Source organism: Pseudomonas sp. PB103, from assembly GCF_009764635.1.
GTDB lineage: Bacteria > Pseudomonadota > Gammaproteobacteria > Pseudomonadales > Pseudomonadaceae > Aquipseudomonas.
In genome coordinates this window covers 14025-34758 of record NZ_RWIL01000072.1, presented here as the reverse complement: position 1 = coordinate 34758, position 20734 = coordinate 14025, and the positions used below count along the sequence as shown (strand labels likewise).

The 20734-nt window shown below is 60.1% G+C and carries 20 protein-coding genes; 11 read left to right on the top strand and 9 right to left on the bottom strand.

Annotated elements, in window-relative coordinates; all coding sequences use genetic code 11:
* Positions 1-79 precede the first annotated feature (79 nt).
* The gene (locus tag EJA70_RS13640; protein WP_158831325.1) at positions 80-496 is read left to right on the top strand and encodes a DUF4124 domain-containing protein; all 417 of its coding nucleotides are present in this window, start codon (positions 80-82) and stop codon (positions 494-496) included.
* Between the two features lie 158 nt (positions 497-654).
* Here EJA70_RS13640 and EJA70_RS13635 read toward each other — a convergent pair whose 3' ends face one another.
* The 3 genes from EJA70_RS13635 to mrcB are packed head-to-tail and all read right to left on the bottom strand — an operon-like array spanning position 655 to position 4086.
* Entirely contained in the window at positions 655-990 is a 336-nt protein-coding gene (locus EJA70_RS13635) for a YqcC family protein (protein WP_007909947.1), read from the bottom strand.
* On the bottom strand, positions 990-1745 hold the full coding sequence (locus tag EJA70_RS13630; protein ID WP_158831323.1) for a hypothetical protein: 756 nt from the start codon (positions 1743-1745) through the stop codon (positions 990-992). Before EJA70_RS13630 ends, EJA70_RS13635 begins: the two co-directional genes overlap by 1 nt.
* A 16-nt stretch (positions 1746-1761) precedes the next feature.
* Entirely contained in the window at positions 1762-4086 is a 2325-nt protein-coding gene (gene mrcB, locus EJA70_RS13625; protein ID WP_158831321.1) for a penicillin-binding protein 1B, read from the bottom strand.
* A gap of 117 nt (positions 4087-4203) precedes the next feature.
* Between mrcB and EJA70_RS13620 the strand changes: the two genes are divergently transcribed.
* The 4 genes from EJA70_RS13620 to EJA70_RS13605 all read left to right on the top strand — a co-directional run bounded on the left by EJA70_RS13620 (position 4204) and on the right by EJA70_RS13605 (position 7557).
* A complete protein-coding gene (locus EJA70_RS13620; RefSeq protein WP_158831319.1) occupies positions 4204-5760 on the top strand; it encodes a bifunctional aminoglycoside phosphotransferase/ATP-binding protein in 1557 nt (518 codons plus the stop codon).
* Positions 5761-5851: 91 nt separating this feature from the next.
* Positions 5852-6196, top strand: a complete 345-nt coding sequence (locus EJA70_RS13615; RefSeq protein WP_008080829.1) for a pentapeptide repeat-containing protein — start codon at positions 5852-5854, stop codon at positions 6194-6196.
* Positions 6197-6473: 277 nt separating this feature from the next.
* Positions 6474-6746 carry a TfoX/Sxy family protein gene (locus EJA70_RS13610; RefSeq protein WP_003228231.1) on the top strand — a complete coding sequence of 91 codons (273 nt, stop codon included), beginning with the start codon at positions 6474-6476 and terminating at the stop codon, positions 6744-6746.
* 16 nt (positions 6747-6762) lie between these two features.
* A complete protein-coding gene (locus tag EJA70_RS13605; RefSeq protein ID WP_158831317.1) occupies positions 6763-7557 on the top strand; it encodes a Crp/Fnr family transcriptional regulator in 795 nt (264 codons plus the stop codon).
* A 233-nt stretch (positions 7558-7790) separates the two neighbouring features.
* On the opposite strand, the gene EJA70_RS13600 is transcribed toward EJA70_RS13605, so the two are convergent.
* The 4 genes from EJA70_RS13600 to EJA70_RS13585 are packed head-to-tail and all read right to left on the bottom strand — an operon-like array spanning position 7791 to position 11337.
* Positions 7791-8642 carry a ChaN family lipoprotein gene (locus EJA70_RS13600; RefSeq protein ID WP_158831315.1) on the bottom strand — a complete coding sequence of 284 codons (852 nt, stop codon included), beginning with the start codon at positions 8640-8642 and terminating at the stop codon, positions 7791-7793.
* A gap of 21 nt (positions 8643-8663) precedes the next feature.
* Complete coding sequence (locus tag EJA70_RS13595) at positions 8664-9431, bottom strand: heme ABC transporter ATP-binding protein (RefSeq protein ID WP_158831313.1); 768 nt, start codon at positions 9429-9431, stop codon at positions 8664-8666.
* Positions 9431-10414: an iron ABC transporter permease gene (locus EJA70_RS13590; RefSeq protein ID WP_178116859.1), complete on the bottom strand. Its 984-nt coding sequence runs from the start codon at positions 10412-10414 to the stop codon at positions 9431-9433. Before EJA70_RS13590 ends, EJA70_RS13595 begins: the two co-directional genes overlap by 1 nt.
* 50 nt (positions 10415-10464) lie before the next feature.
* Positions 10465-11337 carry a hemin ABC transporter substrate-binding protein gene (locus tag EJA70_RS13585; RefSeq protein ID WP_158831309.1) on the bottom strand — a complete coding sequence of 291 codons (873 nt, stop codon included), beginning with the start codon at positions 11335-11337 and terminating at the stop codon, positions 10465-10467.
* A 166-nt stretch (positions 11338-11503) separates the two neighbouring features.
* On the opposite strand from EJA70_RS13585, the gene EJA70_RS13580 reads away from it, so the two are divergent.
* The gene (locus tag EJA70_RS13580) at positions 11504-11821 is read left to right on the top strand and encodes a Rieske (2Fe-2S) protein (protein ID WP_158831307.1); all 318 of its coding nucleotides are present in this window, start codon (positions 11504-11506) and stop codon (positions 11819-11821) included.
* Here EJA70_RS13580 and sfsA read toward each other — a convergent pair.
* Both sfsA and EJA70_RS13570 read right to left on the bottom strand, forming a co-directional pair.
* Positions 11818-12531 carry a DNA/RNA nuclease SfsA gene (gene sfsA, locus EJA70_RS13575; protein ID WP_158831305.1) on the bottom strand — a complete coding sequence of 238 codons (714 nt, stop codon included), beginning with the start codon at positions 12529-12531 and terminating at the stop codon, positions 11818-11820. The genes EJA70_RS13580 and sfsA overlap by 4 nt on opposite strands.
* Positions 12531-13703 (bottom strand): pyridoxal phosphate-dependent aminotransferase, encoded by a 1173-nt coding sequence (locus EJA70_RS13570; protein ID WP_158831303.1) that lies wholly within the window; start codon positions 13701-13703, stop codon positions 12531-12533. Before EJA70_RS13570 ends, sfsA begins: the two co-directional genes overlap by 1 nt.
* A gap of 334 nt (positions 13704-14037) precedes the next feature.
* Here EJA70_RS13570 and dksA point away from each other — a divergent pair, with 334 nt between their 5' ends.
* From dksA to EJA70_RS13545, 5 genes are all read left to right on the top strand, one after another.
* A complete protein-coding gene (gene dksA / locus EJA70_RS13565; protein WP_008080850.1) occupies positions 14038-14481 on the top strand; it encodes an RNA polymerase-binding protein DksA in 444 nt (147 codons plus the stop codon).
* A gap of 205 nt (positions 14482-14686) precedes the next feature.
* The gene (gene gluQRS / locus EJA70_RS13560) at positions 14687-15583 is read left to right on the top strand and encodes a tRNA glutamyl-Q(34) synthetase GluQRS (RefSeq protein WP_158831301.1); all 897 of its coding nucleotides are present in this window, start codon (positions 14687-14689) and stop codon (positions 15581-15583) included.
* A gap of 77 nt (positions 15584-15660) precedes the next feature.
* On the top strand, positions 15661-15837 hold the full coding sequence (locus tag EJA70_RS13555) for a hypothetical protein (protein WP_003176118.1): 177 nt from the start codon (positions 15661-15663) through the stop codon (positions 15835-15837).
* The gene (locus tag EJA70_RS13550; RefSeq protein WP_178116858.1) at positions 15821-18775 is read left to right on the top strand and encodes a sensor histidine kinase; all 2955 of its coding nucleotides are present in this window, start codon (positions 15821-15823) and stop codon (positions 18773-18775) included. The genes EJA70_RS13555 and EJA70_RS13550 overlap by 17 nt, the downstream gene beginning before the upstream one ends.
* A gap of 22 nt (positions 18776-18797) precedes the next feature.
* Positions 18798-20234, top strand: coding sequence for a sigma-54 dependent transcriptional regulator (locus tag EJA70_RS13545; protein WP_158831299.1), 1437 nt, complete (start codon positions 18798-18800; stop codon positions 20232-20234).
* Positions 20235-20734 lie beyond the last annotated feature (500 nt).

Below are 20734 nucleotides of genomic sequence, written 5' to 3'. Positions count from 1 at the left end.
AGCACATGAGAACGCAAGAAAAAACCTGGAAACCGCTACTCTGTTAGTGTCAATTGCGCAATTTTGCCAAGGAATCAGCATGCGAACGCTCATCCTTACTCTGCTGATCGGCCTCAGCCCATGGTGCATGGCCGCTCAAATCTACAAATGGGTCGATGCACAGGGGGTTACGCATTTCGATGCGCAGCCTCCACCGGGTCAATCTTCCACTACCGTGCAGAGGCCCTCCCCGGCCCCGCCGAAACCTGCGGCGATGTCGGGCAGTGGCGTACTCGGTGATCAGAAGGCAATTGATGACAAGGTGAAGAAACAGGTCGCGGATCAGCAGGCGCAGCTCAAGCAGTTTTGCGAGCAGGCGCGGACGAACCTGGCGCAATTGCAGAACAATCCGCGTTTGAGGGAGGAAGTAGAGGGACAGTTACGCCGGCTGGATGACGCGCAGCGGCAGGAGCGCATCGCTGAAGCGCAGAAACAAATCGCACAGAATTGCGAGTAGACACCTGTAGGAGCTGCCGCAGGCTGCGATCCTTTGATCCTGGTGTTAAAAACAAGATCAAAAGATCGCAGCCTTCGGCAGCTCCTACAGTTTCCGGTGTACACGCCGACAGGATCGGGGTTACCGGGAAAGGTGTCCGCCCCGAAAAGGATCGGGGGTTAGCGCGAGGCGGTGATCAGCAGGTCGAACTCTTTGAGCAGCACCTGCAGTTGACGATCCTTACCACCCAAGTTGCGCTGGGCGAAGACCATTTCTGCCATCTCCTGGATACCCGAAGCATTCGGCAACGGCAGATCCTGTTCGAGGATCATCTTCATGCGCGGCAGGAAGATCCATTGCAGCCATTGTTCGAAGTCCAGCGTATCGACCGAAAACGGCTCGACACTGCTCAGGGCTTCGGCCGACGGCGATACCTCGTCCCACCAGCCTTGTGTGCGCAATTCACGCTCGATCAGTAGCAACTGATCGGCGATTTTCGGGAAACGGGCATCCATCACAGCGAAACCTTGGCCTTCTGACGGGCCTGAGCGGCGCCGGCGGAATCGCCTTGTTTCTCGCGGGACTGAGCGATGATTTCCCACAGACTGGCTTGCAGGTCCGGGCGACCGTTGGCCATGGTCAGCGCACGACGGGCGAACTGCTCGGCTTGCGGCGCATCCCCTTGAGCCATGCGCACTTGCGCCAGACGATAAAGCACTTGCGGCTCACGTGGAGCGACGCGCTGTGCACGTTCCAGGCTGGAAGACGCGCCGTTGAGGTCGCCGCCCGCCTGTTGCTGCTGAGCGGTAGTCAGCAAGGCGAGCACCGGGCCGTCCAGCTGTTCGTCTGCCGACAAGCCGCCGCCACTGCTGGCGGAAGGAATCCCGCTCGGCGTCGAAGGCATGCTGTAGCTGCCGGAATTGATCGGTGCCGATTCAACGGACGGAGGTGTGTACGGCCCCGAGGTGATACCGCCGGACGCCGGGCCCGACTCGATAGGCGAAGAGCTGATCGGCGTCGACACGGCGGCACCGCCACCCGGCACCATCACCACCACGCCGGTATCGCCTTGCGGGATCGCTTGAGTCTGAGCCTGAGCCTGCGCAGGACGCTTTACGGTCGTTTGACGGAAACCGCCATTGGCCGAAATACGTTCGCTGTTGGACACAGCCGTACCGGAGTCGACCACCGGGATCGAACCACGCTGTACGGTAGAGCAGCCGCTGAGCAAAGCCACGGCGGTCACCGCTGGAATCAACCACTTGTTCACTTGAAACCCTCTTTGCTTAATTCATCCAGCCCTTGACCCAATCCATCACCGACTCGCCGGAAGCAGGCGTTTCGCTTGCACAGGCGGCGCCGGGTGGCGGTTCGCTGCCGCGAATATACGGCATCTGTACCGCCCCTGGGCAGTTGGCATCGGAGCCCTGCCCGGTGCGCGAATCGACCCAGGCCTGGACGATGTTGTCCGGCTGCGGCATGTCCAGCGGCAGCGGATCAGCCTTGCGCATGAAACTGGTCCAGACTTGCAACGCGCCGGTGGCCCCGGTGAACGGCGTCTTGCCGTTATCGTCGCGGCCCAGCCACACCACCGCCAGCAGGTCCTGACTGAAACCGGCGAACCAGCTGTCACGGGAATCGTTACTCGTGCCGGTCTTGCCGGCGAGTGTCAGGGTCTTGGGCAGCACGTTATAAACCGAACTGCCGGTACCTTCACGCATCACGCGCTGCATGGCGTTCTGGATCAGATAGATGGACGCCGGGTCGAAACGCTGCTCGATCTGGAACGGATAACGCTTGAGCGGTTCGCCCTCGGCGGTCAGCACGCTGCGAATCCCGCGCATCGGCGTGTTGAAACCACCGTTGGCGAGGGTCTGGTACATGGTCGCCACTTCGATCGGGGTCATGCCGCCGGCACCCAGCAGCATCGACGGGAAGGCCGGGAATTCACGCGTAACGCCCAGACGACCCAGTGTTTTCAACACATTCGGCACGCCCACTTCCAGACCCAGACGCGAGGTCGACAGGTTGTAGGAGTGCGCCAGGCCCTGATAGAGGAAGACCGTGCCGTGGGAGCGGCGATCATAATTCTGCGGTTTCCACACCTGACCGTTCGCGCCTTTGACCGACAACGGATCGTCGGACAGCCAACTGGTCAGCGTGTACTGGCTCGGTTTCTCCAGCGCGGTGAGATAAACCGCCGGTTTGATCAACGAACCCACCGGCCGCACCGCATCGAGTGCCCGGTTGAAGCCGGCAAAACTGGCCTGACGGCTGCCGATCATCGCCTGCACTTCGCCGGTTTCCGGGTTGGTCACGACCATCGCTGCTTCGACATCGTCGGAGCCCTTGCGCCCGGACAGACGCTTGAAGGTGTCGTTGACCGAGGCTTCGGCCTTCATCTGCAGAATCGGGTCGAAACTGGTGAAGATCCGCAGGCCTTCTTCGGTCAAGTCTTCGTCGCGGTAATCTTCGCGCAACTGCCGTTTGACCAGATCGATAAAGCCCGGGAAGGAACTGTCGGCGAGCTTGCCGCGCGTGGTCACGCCCAGCGGCATTTTCTTCGCTGCTTCGACCTGCTCGGCCGTCGCCACGCCCTGCTGCTCAAGCACGTCGAGCACCAGGTTACGCCGCTCCAACGCGCGCTCCGGGTTGCGTCGCGGGTTGTAGTAGGACGGACCTTTGACCATACCGACCAGTAACGCGACCTGATGCAGTTTCAATTCGGACAATGGCTGACCGAAGAAGAACTGGCTGGCCAGACCGAAACCGTGCACTGCGCGCTGACCGTCCTGCCCGACGAAGACTTCATTGAGGTAGGCCTCAAGGATTTCTTTCTTGTCGTAATGCATTTCCAGCAACAGCGCCATCATCGCTTCGGTGAGCTTGCGGGTCAGGCTGCGTTCGTTGGTCAGGTAGAAGTTTTTCACCAACTGCTGGGTCAGCGTACTGCCGCCCTGGGTCATCTTGCCGCCAGAGGTGTTGACCCAGATAGCCCGGGCAATCGACTTCGGCGACACGCCCCAGTGGCTGTAGTAATCGCGGTCTTCTACAGCGACCAGGGTCTCGAGCAGGTACGGCGGCACCTGATCGAGTTTGATCAGAATGCGGTCTTCGAGATTCTTTGGATAAATGCCGCCGATCATCAACGGTTCAAGGCGTACCACGGACAGTTTCGAACCGTTGGTCGCCGACAACTCAGCCACGTAATCGCCGGAGAAACGCACGCGCACCGGCTGCGGCTTCTCCAGGCCTTCATAGAACTGGAAGCCACGGGTATTCAGATCGACCGTATTACCGTTGACGGCTGCGGCGCCGGGACCATTGCTCACGGCTTCGCGGCGATAGCCAAGGGCATCGAGTTCGGTGAGGAAATCGTCCTTGCTGAGCTTTTGTCCGACGAACAGCTCAAGCGGCCGCGCGTAGACCTTCGCCGGGATGGTCCAGCGCTTGCCGGAGAACTTCTCCTGCACCACGGCATCGAGGTAAACGGCGAAGCCGGCCAGCACGACAAGGCCGACCAGACTGAGTTTAATGGCCCAGCTCAACCACGGGCTAAGGCCCTTGGAAGGTGGTTTTTTCTTGGTACGGGGGGATCGAGTTCGAGTCATGGCGGCGGATTATACGCACTTTATTCATACTCAACAGGAGCGCTCCGAGGTTTGCGTCAGGCTGGCGAGCGGCCATAATGGCCGCCTTGAATTTCCCCCCTCTCTGAAGGATCGCCCGTGAGCCAGTCACTGATCGCTGCCCTGCAAAACCCGGCCCTCTACCCGCACCCTGTCGAAGGGTTTCAGGTCATCGAAACCCATATCTCGTGGGTGATCCTCACCGGCCCCTTTGCTTATAAAGTAAAGAAACCGGTCAATTTCGGTTTCCTCGACTTCACCGGCCTCGAGTCGCGTGCACATTTCTGTGCAGAAGAACTGCGTCTGAACCAGCGCCTGACCGACGATTTGTACCTGGAAGTATTGCCAGTGACCGGCAGCGTCGAAGCACCGCAACTCGGCGGTGAAGGCCCGGCGATCGAATATCTGCTGAAAATGCGCCAATTCCCACAGACCGGTCTGCTCAGCACTTTGCAAGCCAACGGCGAACTCACCACCCAGCACATCGACGAGATGGCCGAGCAAATCGCCCGCTTCCACCTCACCGCGCCAAAAGTCCCGGCCGAACACGACGCCGGTACCCCGGACAGCGTGATGGCGCCGGTGTCGCAAAACTTTGAGCAGATCCTGCCGTTCCTCAGCGACAAAAACGATCTGCTGCAACTCGACGCACTGAAAGCCTGGGCCGAAAGCAGCTTCGAACGTCTCAAGCCACTGTTCGCCCAGCGCAAAACCGAAGGCTTTACCCGTGAATGCCACGGCGACATCCACTTGGGCAACGCCACGGTCATCGACGGCAAAGTGGTGATCTTCGACTGCATCGAGTTCAACGAACCGTTCCGTTTCACCGACGTCTGGGCCGACACCGGCTTCCTCGCGATGGACCTTGAAGACCGTGGCCTGAAATCCCTGGCGCGCCGCTTCATCAGCCAATACCTGGAATTGACCGGCGACTATCAAGGCCTCGAAGTGCTGAACTTCTATAAAGCCTACCGTGCACTGGTTCGCGCCAAGGTTGCGTTGTTCAGCATGCCCGCGGACGCGACGCCAGTGCAGCGCGCCACCACCCTGCGCCAGTACCGCAACTACGCCAACCTGGCCGAAAGCTACAGCACCATTCCTTCGCGCTTCATGGCGATTACCCACGGCGTTTCCGCGGTCGGCAAGAGCCACGTGGCCATGCGCCTGGTCGAAGCACTGGGCGCGATCCGCCTGCGTTCCGATGTTGAACGCAAGCGCCTGTTCGGTGAGCAAACCGTCGCCAACGACGTGCAGGCCGGCATCTATAGCGCCGACGCCAGTGTGGCGACCTACGCACGCCTGCATGAAATTGCTGAAATCATTCTGCACGCCGGTTTCCCGGTGGTGATCGACGCGACTTACCTTAAACGCGAGCAACGCGACAACGCGGCGAAAATTGCTGAAGCCACCGGCACACCGTTCCTGATCCTCGACTGCAACGCGCCACAAGCGGTGATCGAGAGCTGGCTGGCGATTCGTCAGGCGGATAAACAGGATCCGTCCGACGCCACGCTGGCCGTGATCGAAGCACAGCAAGCCAATCGTGAAGCGCTGACGCCGGAAGAAATTCTGCGCAGCAAACGCGTGCAGACCAACGAATCCGGCACGCTGGACACCGTGGTCGCGCAGATTCGTCAGCGCCTGCCAGGCCTGTAAGAAACTATTTCGGCCGTGAAGCCCTCGCTTGCTTCACGGCCGTCAAATAGTGGCACTATACTGGCGTCATAAAACCAACAGGTGATCTGACATGAGCCAGCCGAAACTGCTCGACTCCCCGCTGTATGCCTTGCTGCACAAGGATGACATCACAGGTTTCAACAACGAGCGCCCGCAAGACGGCCCGATCGACATGGTCGGTGGCGACTTCCGAGGCCTTGACCTGCGTGAATTGAACGCCGATGGCGTGGATTTCCGGGACGCGTATTTCCGCTCGGCCGATTTACGTGGCATCGATTTTCGTAATGCGTCGCTTGAAGGCGCCAGCCTGGCGCACGCGCAGATTTCCGGGGCGTACTTCCCGCCGGAGCTGAGTGCCGACGAGATTCTGATGTCGATGAATTTCGGTACGCGCCTGCGTTATCGCACCCGCTGAAATAACCATCCAGCGCCTACCCTGCAGGAGTGAGCCTGCTCGCGATAGCGGTTTAACATTCAACATATGTGTGCCTGCCAGCCCGCTATCGCGAGCAGGCTCACTCCTACATTGATATGTGTGTTTTCTCCCTCCCTTCTGCGCTCGCAGCCCGTTCAAGCTCCTTTTCTTAGAAGCATTTGCGTCGAATCCGACCAAACAACCACGCTTTTCCTACTGATGGCTACACTCCTGAGAAGCTCGCCCACGCACCATTCGGCCGTCGCAAGGAGGCTTGATGAATGATGAACTGCAACACCTGAAGAATCTTGGCAAGACGTCGGCGCAATGGCTGCATGCCGTGGGCATCCACAGCGCCTCGGACTTGCGTCGCCTGGGCGCGGTGGACGCCTACCGGGCCGTGCGTACCCGCGGGTTTCGCGCATCGAAGGTGTTGCTGTATGCGATCGAAGGCGCGCTGATGGACGTGCACTGGAACGACATCCCCGCCGAACGCAAGGACGCCCTGAACAAACAGCTCGAAGCCATTTCCTCGCGCCACAAGAACTGAACGGACGCTGACCGTCATGTATTTGCTGGGGGAACAATCGGCATATGCCGATGCACTGATCAATCGCCTACAGAGTTTGCCCGCGCAGTGGCTGCTCGGCCTGGTGCCGTGCGGGCCGGATCTGCAACTGGACGCGACGGATGATTTGCTCGCGCAGTTACCCGGCGATCAGTTGTTTCTGTTGGCTGAAGGTGTGATCAACGGCTGCATCGCTGCCCGTCCGCTGTTTTATTGGCAAGAAGGCGACCTGATCGGCCTGCAGCGTGGCGATGAATGGGACGATTGCCGCCTGTACAGTGACGGGCCACTGCGCTTGACGCCTTATCGACGCCATGAGGTGTTTCAGCATCTGTACGCCGACGCCGGCCGGGCGGATCAATTTCTTGCGTATCTGCTGGGGCAAATGGCAATTCTCGCCCACACCGTCGCCGAGCTGAAACCACGCGAGTTTCGCAGCACAAATGGTTTCAAACGGGTTGAGGCCGGCGAGATTCTAATCAAGCAGGGCGACGTCGCCGATCATGTGTTCGTGATCATCGACGGCCATGCCGAGGCCTTTGTCGAAGGGCACAAGGTCGGCGATGTGCCCAAGGACGAGATTTTCGGTGCCATGGCGGTCTTCACCGGCGAACCGCGCAATGCCACGGTCATCGCCCGAGAAGCGAGCACAGTGATGCTGATTCCCGGTGAGCAGTTTTTGAGCATGACCCGCACCAATCCGAAGATTGCCCACAGCCTGATCGAAAGCATGGCGCGGCGTATCGGCCAACTGAATAAACAAGTCAGCCAAATGACCGAAATCAGAAATTAATTCCCAGCCCCCTTTTTTTGGGGCATCCCGGCCATTTTTGAGCCTGAATCAAAGAAATGAGAAAACAGTTGTTGACGCGGTAATGAGAATCGCTATGATTATCACAACTGGTCGCGATATCAGTCGATATTCTGAAAAGCCCTTGGTTCGGACTCTCAGATTATCTCCTCATCAGGCTAATCACGGTTATTTGACCCGGTTTTTTACCGGGTCTTTTTTTGCCTGTGGAAAAGTCATTTGCCGAATTGTTCACGCATCTGTTCGCAGTAATCCTGCTTGGGCGTCGGGGCGGTGTACCAGACGAAATCGGCCATCGCGGCAGTCACCGCTGCGCCCCGCTCTGCCAGCATCAACACCGTTGGCTCTTGAGTGGCGCCCAGATCCACGACATGCAACGGCACTCCGACATCCTTGCGCGCATGCCACGCGCCAGCCAGCAAGATCGAAGGCGTGGGCGCCGCCAGCATGCGCTCAGCCATGCGTCGGTCACGCTGCTGCTGCACGGCCAGCATCGCGGGCATCTGTGCTGCGGGCAGCAACCCGCAATGGGATTCACTGATCTGCGCCAGCAACGTGCTTTTCACCGACGCCGCATTACTGCGCGCACCGCTCAGCACCGGCGGGTTGCGGTAGAAGGTACGGATTTCATTGTTTTCAAGATTGGCCGCCAGCAGCGGATATGGCTGGCTGAGAGCAAAGCGCACGATCGGCCCATAGAGATTCCAGTCCCAGCCATCCTGCCAGGTCAGCGCCTCTGAAAGATTGGCGGACGGCGACGTTGCCTGGCGAACGGCATCTACCTTGGGCTGCTGATCCGGCGTGAGCATTTCCAGCAACAGACTGCCCTGCGGCCGTTGCTCGCCGAGCGACTGCAACAGCCACAATTGCGCGGCGTGATGATCAGCATTGTCATGCTGCTCGCCAATGATCAGTCGCTCGGGTCCAGCAAGGCGTTTCACCAGTTGCTGCGCCGTCAGCTCCTCACCGCTGCGCAGGTCACGAATCTGGCCACTGATCGGCGGTGGCGCAACAACATGCTGACACCCCGCAAGCAACACCACTGCCAACAGCCACAACCCACGCATGCCATCACCTCGATGATTCAGTCAGCGGGCAATGATCAGCGGATGCCCGCGCTCCGGGTGCGGCTGCACCAACACTTCAAGACCGAACACAGCCTTCAGCGAGTCCGGCCGCAACACCTGCTCCGGGGTGTCCAGCGCTACCGGACGCCCGCCTTCGAGCAGCAGAATACGATCACAATAGCGCGCCGCCAGATTCAGATCATGCAGGATCACCAGCACCGCCGCCCCGCGATCGGCAAACTCACGCACCGCTTGCAGCGTGGTGTGTTGATGCAACGGATCAAGCATCGACGTCGGTTCGTCCAGCAGCAGCGTTTGCCCGGCTTGTCCCGGCCAGAGCTGCGCCAACACCCGCGCCAGATGCACGCGCTGGCGCTCACCACCGGACAGTGCCAGATAACTGCGACCGCTTAAATGCCCGGCATCCGCCGCCGCCAACGCTGCGGCGATGATTTCGTCATCACGCACGCGACCGCTTTGATAGGGCAGGCGGCCCATGCCGACCACTTCTTCGACACGAAAGGCAAAGTCCAGGGTCGACACTTGAGGCAACACAGCCAAGCGTTGCGCGCGCTGCTGTCCGGTCCAGTGACTCAACACTTGCCCGTCGAGCGAAACGCCGCCCGCGCTGGGCGCCAACTCACCGCACAGCGCACCGAGCAAGGTACTTTTGCCGGCACCGTTCGGCCCGAGTACGCCAAGCACTTCGCCCGGTTCGAGTTGCAGCGTGACATCGCTGAGCACTGCCTTGCGCCCGCGCTGAATGTGCAGATCTTGCGCACGCAGCATCAGGCACGTCCTCGCAACAGCAGAAATAGAAAGAACGGCGCACCGATAAACGCGGTGACAATACCGATCGGCAACTCGGCAGGCGCCAGCGCCAACCGCGCGACCAGGTCAGCCAAGAGCAAAAGGCTCGCCCCCGCCAACACCGATGCCGGCAGTAACACTTTGTGATCCGGGCCCGCCAGCAAACGCACCAGATGCGGAACCACCAAACCGACGAAGCCGATCATCCCCGCCGCTGCCACCGCAGCGCCGACACCCAGCGCGGTGCAAAACACCAACTCGCGCTTCAGTCGCTCGACATCGATGCCCAGATGCCCGGCTTCCGACTCACCGAGCAGCAAGGCATTCAGCGCCTTGGCCCGACGCGGTAACCACAACGCCACACCAACGCTGATGATCAGCAACGGCCACAACCGCGCGTAACTGGCGCCATTGAGGCTGCCAAGGTTCCAGAACGTCAGCGTCCGCAGGGTTGCGTCATCTGCCAGATAAGTGAACAGGCCGACGGCCGAACCGGCCAGCGCGGTCAGCGCGATACCCGCCAGCAACATGGTCGCGACATTGGTCTGGCCGTTGCGCCGACCGAGTCGATAGACCAGTGCCGTGACCCCGAGCCCGCCGAGAAACGCGCAGACCGACAACAGATAAGGCCCGAACCACTCCGGTAAACCGCCAAAAAACGAGCCCCCGACAATCGCGATCGCCGCACCCAACGCCGCGCCACTGGAAACACCCACCAGTCCGGGGTCTGCCAAGGGGTTACGAAACAATCCCTGCATCGCCACGCCAGACAATGCCAGCACACCGCCGACCGCCAACCCGAGCAAGGTACGCGGCAGACGAATCTGCCCGAGAATCAGCTCGGCCTGCTCCAGCCCTTCTGGCGCCAGCGGTACACCAAGCATGCGCAACGCTGCGCGCAACGTATCGATCAGCGGCAGGCTCACCGGCCCCAGCGCCAATGACAGCCAGATCGCCAGCAAACACAGGAGCGTCAGGCCGATGAACAAGGCACGGGGTTTGACCAGTGTGGTCATTGGCCGCTCTGGGCCGGATAGAAACCGTCAGACAGGGTTTTCAGCGCCGCAGGCAAACGTGGCCCGAGGCCGCCGACCAGCAGGGTCGGGTCCAGCTCGATCACCCGGCCTGCTTTGGCGGCGCGGCTTGAATCGAGAATCGGGTTTTCCTTGAACAGCGCGGCTTTCGCCGCCTCACCGGTCAGCGCACGGTCGGCGAATACCAACACTTCAGGGTCGAGACTGGCCAGAGATTCCACGGAAAAAGGTTTGTAACCGGTATGCGTCGCCAGGTTATGCCCACCCGCCTGTTGCAGCAGCCAATCGGCGGCGGTGTCCTTACCGGCAATCAACGGTTTGCCGCCAGCATGTCCGAGCAATAAAAGCACGCCTGGCGCTTTCTGTTGGGTCTGCGCATCGGTCACTCGTGCTTGCTGCGCATCGAGTTGTTGTTGATAACGTTGCAGCAGTTGCGCAGCCTGTGGCTCGGCGCCCAGCAACTGGCCCAAGTGAGTCACGTTTTTCTCCAGCGTCGGCAGATCCGGCTGCGCCGAGAACAACTCCACCTGAACCTTGGCCGCTTTCACCTGTGACAGCACCGGCGGCGGGCCCATTTCCTCGGTGCCGATCAGGATGTCCGGGCGCAGACTGAGAATGCCTTCAGCGGAAAGACTGCGCTGATAACCGATGCTCGGCAGCGCCTTCAGCGACTCGGGATGCTGGCTGGTGGTGTCGACGCCAACCAGCTTCGACTCGCCCCCCAAGGCGCTGACCCACTCCGACAGCGCGCCGCCGGCACTGACCCAACGTTGCGGCAAATCAGCCGCTGCCGCCTGGTGACTGACGAAAAGTCCGGCACACAGCACAGCAACGCGGGTACTCAGGCGCATATCCAGCTTCCTTGAATAAGGTTTTTCCCGGGCGTCAGAATGGCAGGCCAAGTATCCTCGGCATCTGCCAGCCGCCCTGCGGACGAAGGCCGTCATTTGATAATTGTTTGCATTTAAACGTCAAGCTCGGACATATCCGGACACGAGCGGACACTAGAGGATAGTCATGAAGTTTCTCTGCGCAGGCGCCGATCTGGCCGAAGCCGCCAGTCGTGGTTTTGAAGTCGACGGGAAAAAGCTCTTTGCCGTGCGCCGCAGCGGCCAGGCCTATGTCTACCTCAATCGCTGCCCGCACCGCGGCGTCGGGCTGGAATGGCAGCCCGACCAGTTTCTTGACCCCAGCAACAGTCTGATCCAGTGCGCCACCCACGGCGCACTGTTTCTCATCGAGGACGGCGAATGCGTGGCCGGGCCTTGCGCCGGGCAGTCACTCAACGCCATCCCCTGCCGCGAAGACGCGCAAGGCTTGTGGATCGATATTTAACCGTTGAGCAAGACGTCGAGACGCCGGTCGATGACCATTTCTTCATGACTCAAGCGCACGCCGTACGCCAGCACCTCAACGCCACAGGCAACGGCTTCGAGAAGCGCATCGGCGTACGCCGAATCGATTTCCTTCGCAGGCCGCACCGCTTCAATCCCGCCCAGATTGACGCAATACAACTGCACCGCCCGAATCCCGTCGCGAGCCAAATGCGCCAGCTCACGCAGATGCTTGGCGCCACGCTGGGTCACGGCATCCGGAAACGCCGCCACCGCCGTGCCATCGAAGCCCAGGGTGACGCTTTTCACTTCCACATACGCCGGGCCGCTCGGGTATTCGAGGCGGAAATCGATACGGCTTTTTTCCTGCCCATAGGCGACTTCTCGCTTCAACGCGGTAAACCCGTTCAACTCGCTGATCACGCCAGCCTGCAAGGCTTCCTCGACCAACCCGTTGGCGCGTCCGGTGTTCACACAAAACAGCCGCGCTTGCGGGGTTTCGCCAATCTCCCAAGTGCCGGGCAATTTGCGTTTGGGATCGTTGGAGCGGCTGAACCAGACCTGCCCGCCCTCGACCTGACAATTGAGCATGGAGCCGGTGTTCGGGCAGTGAATCGTTAGCAACTCGCCGCTAACGGTCTCGATATCGGCGAGAAAGCGTTTGTATCGACGAATCAACCGCGCTTCTTCAAGAGGGGGATAAAAGCGCATCAGCCTTGCCAACTCTTCAAGCCACGGGCGATGCGCTCCACCGCTTCTTGTAAGCGAGGGAGGTTTTGCGTGTAGGCAAAACGCACATGATGACTGGCTTGATAACGACCAAAATCCAGCCCCGGCGTAAAGGCGACGTGCTCGGTTTCGAGGAAATGACGGCAGAACGCGAAGGCATCGCCGCCGAACTGGCTGATATCGGCGTACAAATAGAACGCGCCTTCCGGCTCCACGGCGATGTTGAATCCGAGCGCGCGCAGGGCGGGCAGCAAGAAATCGCGACGACGACCAAATTCGGCGCGACGCTCCTCCAGAATGGCGATGGTGTCCGGCTCGAAACACGCCAATGCAGCGTATTGCGCCATGCTCGGGGCGCTGATGTAGAGATTTTGCGCGAGCTTTTCCAGATCACCGACCGCCGCTTCCGGCGCGACCAGCCAGCCCAGGCGCCAGCCGGTCATGCCGAAGTACTTGGAGAAACTGTTCAGGACAAAAGCGCTGTCATCGACTTCCAGCACGCTGGCGGCATCGGTGCCGTAAGTCAGACCGTGATAGATCTCATCCACCACCAGATGCCCGTGTTTCGCCTTGATGGCTGTGGATAACCCGGCCAGCTCATCGCGGGTCAGGATCGTCCCGGTCGGGTTGGCCGGCGAGGCAACCAGCGCGCCGACGCTGTCGTGGTCCCAATGACGCTGGACCAGATCCGGGGTCAGTTGATAGCGCACGTCCGGGCCCACTGGGACAAGCTGCGCGGCACCTTCGACCAATCGCAGGAAGTGCCGGTTGCACGGATAGCCTGGGTCCGCCAACAGCCAGTGTTTACCGGGGTCGACCAGCAGCGCACTGGCCAGCAACAGCGCACCAGAACCACCCGGCGTGATCAGAATCCGCCGCGGATCAATGTTCAAGCCGTAACGCGATTGGTAAAAACCGGCGATCGCCTCGCGCAACTCGGGAATCCCGCGCGCAGCGGTGTAACGGGTCTTGCCCGCCGTCAGCGCCGCTTGCCCGGCCCGAATGATCGGTTCGGCCGTGGTGAAGTCCGGCTCGCCGATCTCCAGATGGATCACGTCGTGGCCTTCAGCCTGCAATTCATTGGCCCGCGCCAGCAGCGCCATTACATGGAACGGTTCGATCGCACGACTGCGCGCACTGTACGGCTGAGCCATTGGTTTTCCTTCGAAAGGGAAAAAGAGACGATTCTACCCATCTGCCGGAACGAGCGAGAACCCGCAGCGGTCACAGCCTCAAGAACGCTGGACTGTAACGATATGAGCGTACGCTCCAGGATTGACTAAAATCAGTGATTGAACAGGTCTCCAACACCGCCAGACACGGCTTGTCAGACTTTTGCAAGCGCCACCCGCCGGGGCCTCGACATCCGGGAGTAGCGCAGGCTGAATTGATCTGGTAAGTTCGCCCGCTTGCAGCCGCAGGGCCGGCAGGTGTCGGTGATGGAGCAATCCTGCGCAATGGATTACAAGAGTAGAGGCGGTCCATTTCATGCCCACCCAAGCAAAGCAACAGCAGAATCAGACGATCAGCGGTTTCGAACCTTATGTTCCGGCGAAAGGTGAAGAGTACATGGGCGCCCCAATGCGCGCGCACTTCACCAAGGTCTTGAACAAGTGGAAACAGGAGTTGATGCAGGAAGTCGACCGCACCGTTGACCATATGAAGGACGAAGCTGCCAATTTCCCGGACCCGGCCGACCGTGCCAGCCAGGAAGAAGAATTCGCCCTCGAGCTGCGCGCCCGCGACCGCGAACGCAAGCTGATCAAGAAAATCGACAAGACACTGCAACTGATCGAAGACGAAGAGTACGGTTGGTGCGATTCGTGCGGCGTCGAGATTGGTGTGAAGCGCCTTGAAGCACGCCCTACAGCCGACATGTGCGTCGACTGCAAGACGCTGGCGGAAATCAAGGAAAAGCAGGTCGGCAAGTAATCTCGACCTGAACGAAAAACGGAGCGTGCGAACGCTCCGTTTTTGTTTCTGCCTTTTGTCGTTTGCCTTTGCCTTTTGTAGGAGTGAGCCTGCTCACGATAGCGGTGGGTCAGTCAATATCGGTGTTGAATGTCACACCGCTATCGCGAGCAGGCTCACTCCTACAGGTTGACCTGCGTATAGCCTGAAAAGTAGCTTCGTTTCCATGACTGCCAAAAAATCCCCCGCCTACATCGGCCGCTTCGCCCCAACCCCCAGTGGCCACCTGCACTTCGGCTCGTTGGTAGCCGCCCTCGCCTCCTACCTCGACGCCCGTTCGGTCGGCGGTCGCTGGCTGGTGCGCATGGAAGATCTCGATCCGCCCCGTGAAGAACCCGGTGCGCAAACCGCGATTCTCAAAGCGCTGGAAAGCTACGGCTTCGAATGGGACGGCGACATGGTGCGCCAGAGCGATCGGCACGACGCCTACGCCGACGTCCTCAATAGCCTGTTCAATCACGGCCTGGCCTACGCCTGTACCTGCTCGCGCAAACAGCTCGAAGCGTACAACGGCATTTATCCGGGTCTGTGCCGCAATCTCGGCCACGCTCAGCAAGACGCCGCCATTCGCCTACGCGTGCCGGAACTGGAATACCACTTCATCGACCGCGTGCAAGGCGAATACCGTCAGCACCTAGGCCGCGATGTCGGCGACTTCGTCATCCGTCGCCGTGACGGCCTCTACGCCTATCAACTGGCCGTGGTGCTCGATGATGCGTGGCAAGGCATCACCGATATCGTCCGTGGCGCCGACCTGCTCGACTCGACACCGCGCCAGCTCTACCTGCAAGAACTGTTGGGCATGCGCCAGCCGCGATATCTGCACTTGCCGCTGATTACCCAGCCAGACGGCAACAAACTCGGCAAGTCCTACCGCTCGCCGCCGCTTGAAGCGGATCAAGCCACGCCGTTGTTATTGCGCGCTTTGCGCGCTCTGGGGCAAAACCCCGGCGCCGAACTGGCCCACGCCTCACCTCAAGAGTTGCTCAACTGGGGCAGCGCGCACTGGGATGCCAGCAAGATCCCGCGCACACTGACCCTGCCCGAAGCGCAACTGCTATGACGACACTTGCAGTCGCGCGCCCATCCGTTACCATCGCCGCACGTTTTCGGGCACGCGCATAAAAAAGAGAGGCCGGGATGTACATCTATCGCTTGGTCCTGCTTTTAGTCGTCGGGATCTACCTGTTTTCCCCCGCCATCATGGATTGGTGGATCGACGCGACGGGCGCCTGGTATCGCCCTTATCTGCTCTGGCTGATCCTGATTGTTGTGACCTTCATCCTGCAGAGCCAAAAAGATGCCGATGAGCTTTAGCCTGACCCAGATGATCCTGATCAGCGCCGCGTACCTGGCGGTGCTATTCGGCGTTGCCTGGGTCAGCGAACGGGGCATGATCCCGCGCGCGATCATTCGCCACCCGCTGACGTACACCTTGTCGCTTGGGGTTTACGCCAGTGCGTGGGCGTTCTACGGCACGGTGGGCCTCGCGTATCAGTACGGCTACGGTTTTCTGTCCAGTTACCTCGGCGTTTCCGGCGCATTTCTGCTGGCGCCGGTGCTGCTCTATCCGATCCTGAAAATCACCCGCACCTATCAACTGTCGTCGCTGGCAGATCTGTTTGCGTTCCGTTTCCGCAGCACCTGGGCCGGCGCGCTGACCACGATTTTCATGCTGATTGGCGTGTTGCCGTTGCTGGCGTTGCAGATTCAAGCGGTGGCCGACTCCATCGGCATCCTCACCGGCGAACCGGTGCAGAGCCGCGTGGCGCTGGCGTTCTGTGCGCTGATCATTCTGTTCACGATTTTCTTCGGCTCCCGCCATATCGCCACCCGTGAGAAACACGAAGGGCTGGTGTTCGCGATTGCCTTTGAATCGGTGATCAAACTGGTTGCCCTCGGCGGCGTCGGTTTGTATGCGCTTTACGGCGTGTTCGACGGCCCGCAACAACTTGAGGTGTGGCTGCTGCAAAACCAGACCGCCCTCGCCGCGCTGCACACGCCATTGCAGGAAGGCCCGTGGCGCACGCTGTTGCTGGTGTTCTTCGCTTCGGCGATCGTGATGCCGCACATGTACCACATGACGTTTACCGAAAACCTCAACCCGCGCTCACTGGTCAGTGCGAGTTGGGGTTTGCCGCTGTTCCTGCTGCTGATGAGCTTGGCAGTGCCGCTGATCCTCTGGGCCGGCCTCAAGCTCGGCGCCACGACCAATCCGGAATATTTCACCCTCGGCATCGGCATCGCCGCCAACAGCAAGCCGCTGGCGTTGCTCGCCTACGTCGGTGGTCTATCGGCGGCCAGCGGCCTGATCATCGTCACCACGCTGGCGCTGTCGGGCATGGCGCTGAACCACCTGGTGCTGCCGCTTTATCAGCCGCCGGCCGAAGGCAATATCTACCGTTGGCTGAAGTGGACGCGCCGCGCGCTGATCGTCGCGATCATCATGGCCGGTTTCGGTTTCTATCTGATGCTCGGCGCCGAGCAGGATCTGGCCAACCTCGGCATTGTTGCTTTCGTGGCGACCCTGCAATTCCTCCCGGGCGTGCTGTCCGTACTGTACTGGCCAACCGCTAACCGCCGAGGCTTTATCGCCGGTCTGCTGGCGGGGATTCTGGTTTGGGTGGTGACCATGCTGTTGCCGCTGGTCGGCAATCTGCAGGGTTTCTACATCCCGCTGCTGAACATGATTTACGTGCTCGACGACACCAGCTGGCACATGGCGGCCATCGCCTCGCTCGCCGCCAACGTATTGATGTTCACGCTGATCTCGCTGTTCACCAACGCCAGTCCGGAAGAAGCCAGCGCCGCCGAAGCCTGCGCCGTGGATAACGTCCGTCGCCCGCAACGGCGCGAACTGCACGCTGCTTCTCCGCAGGAGTTCGCCACACAACTGGCGAAACCGCTAGGCGCCAAGGCTGCGCAGAAAGAAGTCGAGCAAGCCCTGCGTGACCTTTACCTTCCTTTCGACGAACGCCGCCCTTACGCCTTGCGCCGTTTGCGCGACCGCATCGAAGCCAACCTCTCCGGCCTGATGGGCCCGAGTGTGGCGCAGGACATGGTTGAAACTTTCCTGCCGTACAAGGCTGGCGGTGAAAACTATGTGACCGAAGACATCCACTTCATCGAAAGCCGCCTCGAGGATTACCACTCGCGCCTCACAGGTCTGGCTGCCGAACTCGATGCCCTGCGCCGTTACCACCGCCAGACCTTGCAGGAACTGCCGATGGGCGTCTGCTCGCTGGCCAAGGATCAAGAGATCCTGATGTGGAACAAAGCCATGGAAGAACTCACCGGGATTGCCGCGCAGCGCGTGGTCGGTTCGCGCCTGAGCACCATCGGCGAGCCGTGGAAAGAATTGCTCCAGGGCTTCATCAATCTGCCCGACGAGCATTTGCACAAACAGCATCTGGCCCTCGACGGCCAGACCCGCTGGCTGAACCTGCACAAAGCGGCCATCGATGAGCCGCTCGCTCCGGGTAACAGTGGTCTGGTGTTACTGGTCGAGGATTTGACCGAAACGCAGATGCTCGAAGACAAACTGGTGCACTCCGAGCGCCTGGCGAGCATTGGTCGCCTCGCGGCGGGTGTCGCCCACGAAATCGGCAACCCGGTCACCGGCATCGCCTGTCTGGCGCAAAACCTGCGCGAGGAGCGCGAAGAAGACGACGAGCTGACGGAAATCAGCGGGCAGATTCTCGAACAAACCAAACGCATATCGCGCATCGTCCAGTCGCTGATGAGTTTCGCCCACGCCGGCAGCCATCAGCACAGCGACGAGCCCGTGTGTCTGGCCGAAGTGGCGCAGGACGCGATTGGCCTGCTGGCGCTGAACCGACGCAATTTCGAAGTGCAGTTCTACAACCTGTGCGATCCCGATCACTGGGTCGAAGGCGATCCGCAGCGGCTCGCGCAGGTGTTGATCAATCTGCTCTCCAACGCCCGCGACGCCTCGCCGCCGCACAGCGCGGTACGGGTCAAGAGCGAAGCCGGCGAACACACGGTCGATCTGATCGTCGAAGACGAAGGCAGCGGTATTCCGAAGAACATCATGGACAGATTGTTCGAACCCTTCTTCACCACCAAGGATCCTGGCGAAGGCACCGGTCTGGGCCTTGCACTGGTCTATTCCATCGTTGAAGAGCATTATGGACAAATCACCATCGACAGCCCGGCTGATGTACAAAGCCAACGCGGCACCCGTATCCGGGTGACCTTACCGCGTCATGTCGAAGCGACGTCCGCTGTGAACTGAGACCGTCGAGAGTATCGAATCAATGCCGCACATTTTGATCGTCGAAGACGAAACAATTATCCGCTCCGCCTTGCGCCGCCTGCTGGAACGTAATCAGTACCAGGTCAGCGAAGCCGGTTCAGTGCAGGAAGCACAAGAACGCTTCACCATTCCTACGTTCGACCTGATCGTCAGCGATCTGCGTTTGCCGGGCGCTCCGGGCACCGAGCTGATCAAGCTCGGCCAGGGCACGCCGGTGCTGATCATGACCAGTTACGCCAGCCTGCGCTCGGCGGTCGACTCGATGAAGATGGGCGCGGTGGATTACATCGCCAAGCCTTTCGACCACGATGAAATGCTCCAGGCCGTCGCGCGGATCCTGCGTGATCGCCAATCGGCTCCGGCTGCCGGCGAAGCGGTTGCCAGCAAACCGGCCAATGGCAGCGGCAAACCCGCCGCTGACAACAGCAACGGCGAAATCGGCATCATTGGTTCGTGCCCGCCGATGCAGGATCTGTACAGCAAGATCCGCAAAGTCGCGCCGACCGATTCCAATGTCCTGATCCAGGGCGAGTCTGGCACCGGTAAAGAACTCGTGGCCCGCGCCCTGCACAACCTGTCGAAACGCGCCAAGGCACCGATGATCTCGGTGAACTGTGCAGCTATCCCGGAAAGCCTGATCGAGTCCGAACTGTTCGGCCACGAGAAAGGCGCATTCACTGGCGCCAGCGCCGGGCGTGCCGGGCTGGTCGAAGCGGCGGATGGCGGCACCTTGTTCCTCGACGAAATCGGCGAACTGCCGCTGGAAGCTCAGGCCCGCCTGCTGCGCGTGTTGCAGGAAGGTGAAATTCGCCGTGTTGGTTCCGTGCAGTCGCAGAAGGTCGATGTGCGCCTGATCGCGGCCACGCACCGGGACCTGAAAAGTCTGGCGAAAATCGGCCAGTTCCGTGAAGACCTTTATTACCGTCTGCACGTGATCGCCCTGAAACTGCCGGCTCTGCGCGAGCGCGGTGCCGACGTCAACGAAATCGCCACGGCTTTCCTCGCTCGCCAGAGCGCGCGCATCAATCGTACCGACCTCAAGTTTGCTGCGGATGCCGAACAGGCCATTCGTCACTATTCCTGGCCGGGTAACGTGCGGGAGCTGGAGAACGCAGTCGAGCGCGCAGTGATTCTCAGCGAAAGCCCGGAAATCTCCGCCGATTTGCTGGGCATCGACATCGAGCTGAGCGATCTGGAAGACGACGAGTTCATCGGTCTGCCGCCGCAAACGGGCGGTAACGCCAGCAACAGCAGCCACGAGCCGACCGAAGACTTGTCGCTGGAAGACTATTTCCAGCACTTCGTCCTTGAGCATCAGGACCACATGACCGAGACCGAACTGGCGCGCAAATTGGGCGTCAGCCGTAAATGTCTGTGGGAGCGTCGTCAGCGTCTGGGCATTCCACGGCGCAAGACCGGGGTCGCCAGCGAGAGCTGAACGTTACCTGTCGAGTGTGCGGGTAACGCTTGAAGATGTGAAAAAACTGTTACCTCAGTCGATTCACGTAACAGAAGCCGGGGTTATCGGTAACGAAACCCCGGCTTTTTTTCGCCCCGAGAAAACGGTTATATCGACCTAACCCTTTGTTTTACGGGGCTTCGCAAAAGTTGGCACGCCCCCTGCTATATGTTTGGTACAAGAACAATAACAAGCAATGCACAAGACAATAAAAATAAGACGAATCGACTCACGCACAATAAAAACAAGACGGCGAGAGGCGCAGCTAACTGATTCTTTTGGAGAGGCGTTGTATTTGGGGCTTGCCCCACGACCAGGCCGAGAACAACAAAAACTGTCCTAAGACAGAGCCTGTACTGGTTGGATCGTAAGATCACTGCAATTCAGCGACCAAAGCAATCCGTTTGCTCTTGGCTCCCGATTGGGAGGGTCACGAAGGAAACGCTTCGTGGCGAGGGCACTCAACAAAAACAAGAAGC

Bases quoted from the DNA above. Each gene is read 5' to 3' on its own strand.
- EJA70_RS13640 (WP_158831325.1), top strand. From the start codon at position 80: ATGCGAACGCTCATCCTTACTCTGCTGATCGGCCTCAGCCCATGGTGC.
- EJA70_RS13635 (WP_007909947.1), bottom strand. From the start codon at position 990: ATGGATGCCCGTTTCCCGAAAATCGCCGATCAGTTGCTACTGATCGAG.
- mrcB (WP_158831321.1), bottom strand. From the start codon at position 4,086: ATGACTCGAACTCGATCCCCCCGTACCAAGAAAAAACCACCTTCCAAG.
- EJA70_RS13615 (WP_008080829.1), top strand. From the start codon at position 5,852: ATGAGCCAGCCGAAACTGCTCGACTCCCCGCTGTATGCCTTGCTGCAC.
- EJA70_RS13610 (WP_003228231.1), top strand. From the start codon at position 6,474: ATGAATGATGAACTGCAACACCTGAAGAATCTTGGCAAGACGTCGGCG.
- EJA70_RS13605 (WP_158831317.1), top strand. From the start codon at position 6,763: ATGTATTTGCTGGGGGAACAATCGGCATATGCCGATGCACTGATCAAT.
- EJA70_RS13600 (WP_158831315.1), bottom strand. From the start codon at position 8,642: ATGCGTGGGTTGTGGCTGTTGGCAGTGGTGTTGCTTGCGGGGTGTCAG.
- EJA70_RS13595 (WP_158831313.1), bottom strand. From the start codon at position 9,431: ATGCTGCGTGCGCAAGATCTGCACATTCAGCGCGGGCGCAAGGCAGTG.
- EJA70_RS13585 (WP_158831309.1), bottom strand. From the start codon at position 11,337: ATGCGCCTGAGTACCCGCGTTGCTGTGCTGTGTGCCGGACTTTTCGTC.
- EJA70_RS13580 (WP_158831307.1), top strand. From the start codon at position 11,504: ATGAAGTTTCTCTGCGCAGGCGCCGATCTGGCCGAAGCCGCCAGTCGT.
- sfsA (WP_158831305.1), bottom strand. From the start codon at position 12,531: ATGCGCTTTTATCCCCCTCTTGAAGAAGCGCGGTTGATTCGTCGATAC.
- EJA70_RS13570 (WP_158831303.1), bottom strand. From the start codon at position 13,703: ATGGCTCAGCCGTACAGTGCGCGCAGTCGTGCGATCGAACCGTTCCAT.
- dksA (WP_008080850.1), top strand. From the start codon at position 14,038: ATGCCCACCCAAGCAAAGCAACAGCAGAATCAGACGATCAGCGGTTTC.
- gluQRS (WP_158831301.1), top strand. From the start codon at position 14,687: ATGACTGCCAAAAAATCCCCCGCCTACATCGGCCGCTTCGCCCCAACC.
- EJA70_RS13555 (WP_003176118.1), top strand. From the start codon at position 15,661: ATGTACATCTATCGCTTGGTCCTGCTTTTAGTCGTCGGGATCTACCTG.
- EJA70_RS13550 (WP_178116858.1), top strand. From the start codon at position 15,821: ATGCCGATGAGCTTTAGCCTGACCCAGATGATCCTGATCAGCGCCGCG.
- EJA70_RS13545 (WP_158831299.1), top strand. From the start codon at position 18,798: ATGCCGCACATTTTGATCGTCGAAGACGAAACAATTATCCGCTCCGCC.